The organism is Kitasatospora putterlickiae (assembly GCF_039527695.1).
Lineage (GTDB): Bacteria > Actinomycetota > Actinomycetes > Streptomycetales > Streptomycetaceae > Kitasatospora > Kitasatospora putterlickiae.
The window spans coordinates 1-5,325 of the sequence record NZ_BAAAKJ010000093.1 but is presented as its reverse complement, the minus strand read 5'-3'; the positions used below and the strand labels follow the sequence as shown (position 1 = coordinate 5,325).

The 5,325-nt window shown below is 70.5% G+C and carries 4 protein-coding genes; 2 read left to right on the top strand and 2 right to left on the bottom strand.

The genetic code is table 11. The features are described from left to right. Positions 1-65 precede the first annotated feature (65 nt). Together ABD308_RS10040 and recD2 are read right to left on the bottom strand one after the other, a co-directional pair. Positions 66-1,355: a citrate synthase gene (locus ABD308_RS10040; protein WP_344331068.1), complete on the bottom strand. Its 1,290-nt coding sequence runs from the start codon at positions 1,353-1,355 to the stop codon at positions 66-68. Positions 1,356-1,579: 224 nt separating this feature from the next. Continuing rightward, a complete protein-coding gene (gene recD2, locus ABD308_RS10035; protein WP_344331086.1) occupies positions 1,580-3,754 on the bottom strand; it encodes an SF1B family DNA helicase RecD2 in 2,175 nt (724 codons plus the stop codon). Between the two features lie 205 nt (positions 3,755-3,959). On the opposite strand from recD2, the gene ABD308_RS10030 reads away from it, so the two are divergent. Both ABD308_RS10030 and ABD308_RS10025 read left to right on the top strand, forming a co-directional pair. Further along, on the top strand, positions 3,960-4,751 hold the full coding sequence (locus ABD308_RS10030) for a VOC family protein (RefSeq protein ID WP_344331061.1): 792 nt from the start codon (positions 3,960-3,962) through the stop codon (positions 4,749-4,751). Positions 4,752-4,810: 59 nt separating this feature from the next. After that, positions 4,811-5,263: a GNAT family N-acetyltransferase gene (locus ABD308_RS10025; RefSeq protein ID WP_344331057.1), complete on the top strand. Its 453-nt coding sequence runs from the start codon at positions 4,811-4,813 to the stop codon at positions 5,261-5,263. The last annotated feature ends 62 nt before the right edge of the window (positions 5,264-5,325 follow it).

Genomic DNA, 5,325 nt, shown 5'->3' with positions numbered 1-5,325 from the left:
GTGCGGCCGGGCCCTCGTGGCACGGTGTCAGGGCGTGCGGACGACGTCAGTGCGGGCGCACGGCGTCAGCGGGCGTCGATCTCGACGTAGTCGCGGATCTCGGTGCCGGTGTAGATCTGGCGCGGACGGCCGATCCGGCTGGTCGGGTCGTTGATCATCTCGTGCCAGTGGGCGATCCAGCCCGGCAGCCGGCCGAGGGCGAACAGCACGGTGAACATGCTGGTCGGGAAGCCCATGGCGCGGTAGATCAGGCCGGTGTAGAAGTCCACGTTCGGGTAGAGCTTGCGCGAGACGAAGAAGTCGTCCTTGAGCGCGTGCTCCTCCAGCTTGAGCGCGATCTCCAGCAGCTCGTCGGACTTGCCGAGCTGGCCGAGGACCTCGTGGGCGAGCAGCTTCACCTGGGCGGCGCGCGGGTCGAACGCCTTGTAGACCCGGTGGCCGAAGCCCATCAGCTTGACGCCGGCTTCCTTGTTCTTCACCTTCGTGATGAAGGCGTCGACGTCGCCGCCGTCCTTCTGGATGCTCTCCAGCATCTCCAGCACGGCCTGGTTGGCGCCGCCGTGCAGCGGGCCCCACAGGGCCGAGATGCCGGCCGAGATCGAGGCGAACAGGTTGGCGTGGCTGGAGCCGACCAGGCGCACGGTGGAGGTCGAGCAGTTCTGCTCGTGGTCCGCGTGCAGGATCAGCAGCTTGTCGAGCGCGTTGACGACGACCGGGTTGAGCTCGTAGTCCTCGGCCGGGACCGCGAAGGTCATCCGGAGGAGGTTCTCGACGTAGCTCAGGTCGTTGCGCGGGTAGACGAAGGGCTGGCCCATCGCCTTCTTGTACGCGTACGCCGCGATGGTCGGGAGCTTCGCCAGCAGGCGGACCGTCGACAGGTGGCGCTGGGCCGCGTCGAACGGGTTGTGGCTCTCCGGGTAGAACGTCGACAGCGCGCCGACCACCGAGGACAGCATCGCCATCGGGTGCGCGTCCCGCGGGAAGCCCTGGAAGAAGCGCTTGACGTCCTCGTGCAGCAGGGTGTGCTGGGTGATCTCGCGGTTGAACTGCGTGAGCTGCTCGGAGTTCGGCAGCTCGCCGTTGATCAGCAGGTACGCGGTCTCGATGAAGTCACCCTTGGCGGCGAGCTGCTCGATCGGGTAACCGCGGTACCGCAGGATGCCGTTGTCACCGTCCACGAAGGTGATCGCGGACTTGTAGGCGGCGGTGTTGCCGAAGCCGTTGTCCAGGGTGACCAGGCCGGTCTGCGGGAGCAGCTTCGAGATGTCGAAGCCGGCGTTGCCCGCAGTGCTCTCGACGACGGGGTACTCGTACTCGCCGTCCTGGTACCGCAGTACTACCGAGTTGTCGCTCACGTCTTCCTCACCGACGAAATGAATCCTCTTCCAAGGTGCCCTGACTGTCTCTACCATCCCCCATCCGGCGGACAGCCGCGCACCCGGGGTGGCCCGAAAGGGCCCGCCCCTACAAAACCTCCCGCCGCCGCCGGTACGAACCGGACAAGATCGGCACCCCACCAGGCTCTGTCGTAAATCTCTTCACGTCAAGAGAACAATAGAGGCAACCATCCCTTGGAGAATCATCCAGACGCAAGCCGGTGGTCCAGGGCGGCATGCCTCCGACCTGCGCTGACGCTGCGAACCGCCTGCCCGATCGCTTTCCGTGAGCCCACCAGCACGACGAGTTTTCGGGCCCTGGTCACTGCGGTGTAGAGCAGATTTCGCTGGAGCATCGTCCACGCGGACGTGGTGACCGGAATCACCACCACCGGGTACTCGCTCCCCTGCGAGCGGTGGATCGTCACCGCGTAGGCGTGCGCCAACTCGTCCAGCTCGTCGAAGTCGTAGGGCACCTCCTCGTCCTCGTCCGTCAGCACCGTGAGGCGCTGGTCGTCGACGCTGAGGGACGTCACCACTCCCACCGTGCCGTTGAAGACCCCGTTGCGCCCCTTGTCGTAGTTGTTGCGCACCTGGGTGACCTTGTCCCCCACCCGGAACGTCCGCCCGCCGAACCGCCGCTCCGCCAGCCCCTCCCTGGCCGGCGTCACCGCCGCCTGCAGCAGCGTGTTGAGGTTCCCCGCCCCGGCCGGGCCCCGGTGCATCGGGGCCAGCACCTGCACGTCCCGCCGGGCGTCGTAGCCGAACCGCTGCGGGATCCTGCGCGCCACCACGTCCACCGTCAGCCCCGCCGCGAGCTCCGCGTCGTCCTCGGCGAAGAGGAAGAAGTCCGGCAGCCCCTCGGTCAGCGGCGGCAGCCCCTCGTTGATCCGGTGCGCGTTGGTCACCACCCCCGACTGCTGGGCCTGCCGGAAGATCCTGGTCAGCCGCACCGACGGGATCGGCCCGCCCTCGGCCAGCAGGTCCCGCAGCACCTCCCCCGCCCCCACCGAGGGCAGCTGGTCCACGTCCCCCACGAACAGCAGGTGAGCCCCCGGCGCCACCGCCTTGACCAGCTTGTTCGCCAGGATCAGGTCCAGCATCGACGCCTCGTCGACCACCACCAGGTCCGCGTCCAGCGGCCGGTCCCGGTCGTACGCGGCGTCCCCGCCCGGCCGCAGCTCCAGCAGCCGGTGCACCGTCGAGGCCTCCACCCCGGTCAGCTCCGCCAGCCGCTTCGCCGCCCGCCCGGTCGGCGCCGCCAGCACCACCTTGGCCCGCTTCGCCAGCGCCAGCGTCACGATCGACTTCACCGTGAACGACTTGCCGCACCCCGGCCCGCCGGTCAGCACCGCGACCCTCTCGGTCAGCGCCAGCCGCACCGACTGCTCCTGCTCCGGCGCCAGCTCCGCCCCCGTCCGCCGGGCCAGCCAGCCCAGGGCCGCCGGCCAGTCCACGTCGGCGAACCACGGCATCCGGTCGGTGTCCGCCCGCAGCAGCCGCAGCAGCTGGTTGGCCAGCGAGATCTCGGCCCGGTGGAACGGCACCAGGTACACCGCCGTGATCGGCTCGCCGCCCTCCCCCGGCACCTGCTCGCGCACCACCCCCTCGGTGGCCACCAGCTCCGCCAGGCAGTCGATCACCAGCCCCACGTCCACCTGGAGCAGCTTCACGCCGTCCGCGATCAGCCGCTCCTCCGGCAGGTAGCAGTGCCCCTGGTCGCTGCTCTGCGACAGCGCGTACTGCAGGCCCGCCTTCACCCGCTCCGGGCTGTCGTGCGGGATCCCCACCGCCTGGGCGATCCGGTCCGCGGTGAGGAAGCCGATGCCCCAGACGTCCGAGGCCAGCCGGTACGGCTCGTTCTTCACCACCCCGATCGAGCCGTCCCCGTACTGCTTGTAGATCCGGACGGCCAGCGAGGTCGAGACCCCGACGCCCTGCAGGAAGACCATCACCTCCTTGATGGCCTTCTGCTCCTCCCAGGCGGCCGCGATCTTCTTCGTCCGCTTCGGCCCGAGCCCCGGCACCTCGATCAGCCGGCCCGGCTCGTTCTCGATCACTTCCAGGGTGTCCACCCCGAACCGCTCCACGATCCGCTCCGCGAACCGCGGCCCGATCCCCTTGATCAGCCCCGACCCCAGGTACCGCTGGATGCCCTGGACGGTGGCCGGCAGCACCGTCGTGTAGTTCTCCACCACGAACTGCCGCCCGTACTGCGGATGCGACCCCCACCGCCCGTGCAGCCGCAGCGACTCCCCCGGCTGCGCGCCGAGCAGCGCGCCCACCACCGTCAGCAGGTCGTTGCCACCCCGCCCGGTGTCGACCCGGGCCACCGTGTAGCCGGTCTCCTCGTTGGCGTACGTGATCCGCTCCAGCACGCCCTCGACCTGGGCGAGCTGGCGCGGCTCCGCGGCCGCCTGGCCGGCGCCGCCCGGCCGTACCCCTGTCTGCCTGGCCACCGGGCCCCCTTCACCGTGCGGGACGACTTGCGCTACGCACCGTACCGTCCGGGTGCGACACCAGGGGCCCGGGTGCCACGCTGGAAGGACCGGGGAGGGACCGGCCGACGAAGGGCAGCACACCATGCTCACCACCCCCTACCGTCCCGGCGCTCCCAACTGGCTCGACCTCACCAGCCCCGACACCGCGGACTCGGTCGCCTTCTACACCGGGGTGTTCGACTGGACCTACGCCTCGGCCGGACCCGAGGCGGGCGGCTACGGCTTCTTCCGCCAGGACGGCCGGACGGTCGCCGCGCTCGGCCCGTTCACCGAGTCCCACGCCCGCCCCGCCTGGACCGTCTACTTCCGCACCCTGGACGCGGACCGCACCACCGACCTGGTCCGCCAGGCCGGCGGCCGGGTCCGCTTCACCCCGTTCAACGTCTTCACCAGCGGCCGGATGGCCGGCTACACCGACCCGACCGGCGCCGACTTCGCGGTCTGGCAGCCGCACGACGTCCACGGTCTGGACACCGTCACCGAGCCCGGCAGCCTCTGCTGGACGGAGTGCTACAGCGTCGACGCCGAGGCGGCCAAGGCCTTCTACCGCACCGTCTTCGCCTGGCAGGAGCAGGACGTCCCGATCGGCGAGGCCCTGTACACCGTTCTCACCCCTCCCGGCGGCGGGACGGCGGACGCCCACGGCGGCATCGTGCAGCTCGGCCCGGAGCAGACCGCCGCCGGCACCTCCTCGCACTGGCTCCCCTACTTCGAGGTCGCCGACGTGGACGCCCGCCTGGCCGCCGCCGAACGGCTCGGCGCCACCGTCCGGATCCCCGCGACGGACGTGCACGGCGTCGGCCGCCTGGGCCGGCTCGTCGACCCGCACGGCGCGGTCTTCGCCGTCATCACCAGCCCTCCGCCGGGCACATGACGCCAGGTCACCGCGGTGGGGCCGTCCAGGGCCGTCCAGGGGCCGCCTAGGGTGTGACCATGACCGACCTGACCATCCGCCGGGCGACCGGTGACGACCTGCCGGCCATCGTGGCCATGCTCGCCGACGACCCCCTGGGCGCGACCCGCGAGAGCCCCGACGACCTCACCCCCTACCGCACCGCCTTCGCGCGCATCGACGCCGACCCCCACCAGCACCTCGTGGTCGCCGAACGGGCCGGCCGGACGATCGGCACACTGCAACTGACCGTCGTCCCCGGCCTCTCCCGGAAGGGCTCGACCCGCACCATCATCGAGGCCGTCCGGATCCACGCCGACGAACGCGGCACCGGTCTGGGCACCGACCTGATCCAGTGGGCCGTCGGCCGCTCCCGCGAACTCGACGCCGAACTGGTCCAGCTCACCTCCGACGTGACCCGCACCGACGCGCACCGCTTCTACGAGCGCCTCGGCTTCGTCCCCTCCCACGTCGGCTTCAAGCTCACACTCTGACCCCTCGAAATGCGAAAAGCCCCTGCCGGTATCCCCGGCAGGGGCTTCTCAGAAGAATTGTT

What these genes read in the sequence shown, in the direction of transcription:
- ABD308_RS10030 (WP_344331061.1), top strand. Translation starts at nt 3,960, where the DNA reads ATGCTCACCACCCCCTACCGTCCCGGCGCTCCCAACTGGCTCGACCTC.
- ABD308_RS10025 (WP_344331057.1), top strand. Translation starts at nt 4,811, where the DNA reads ATGACCGACCTGACCATCCGCCGGGCGACCGGTGACGACCTGCCGGCC.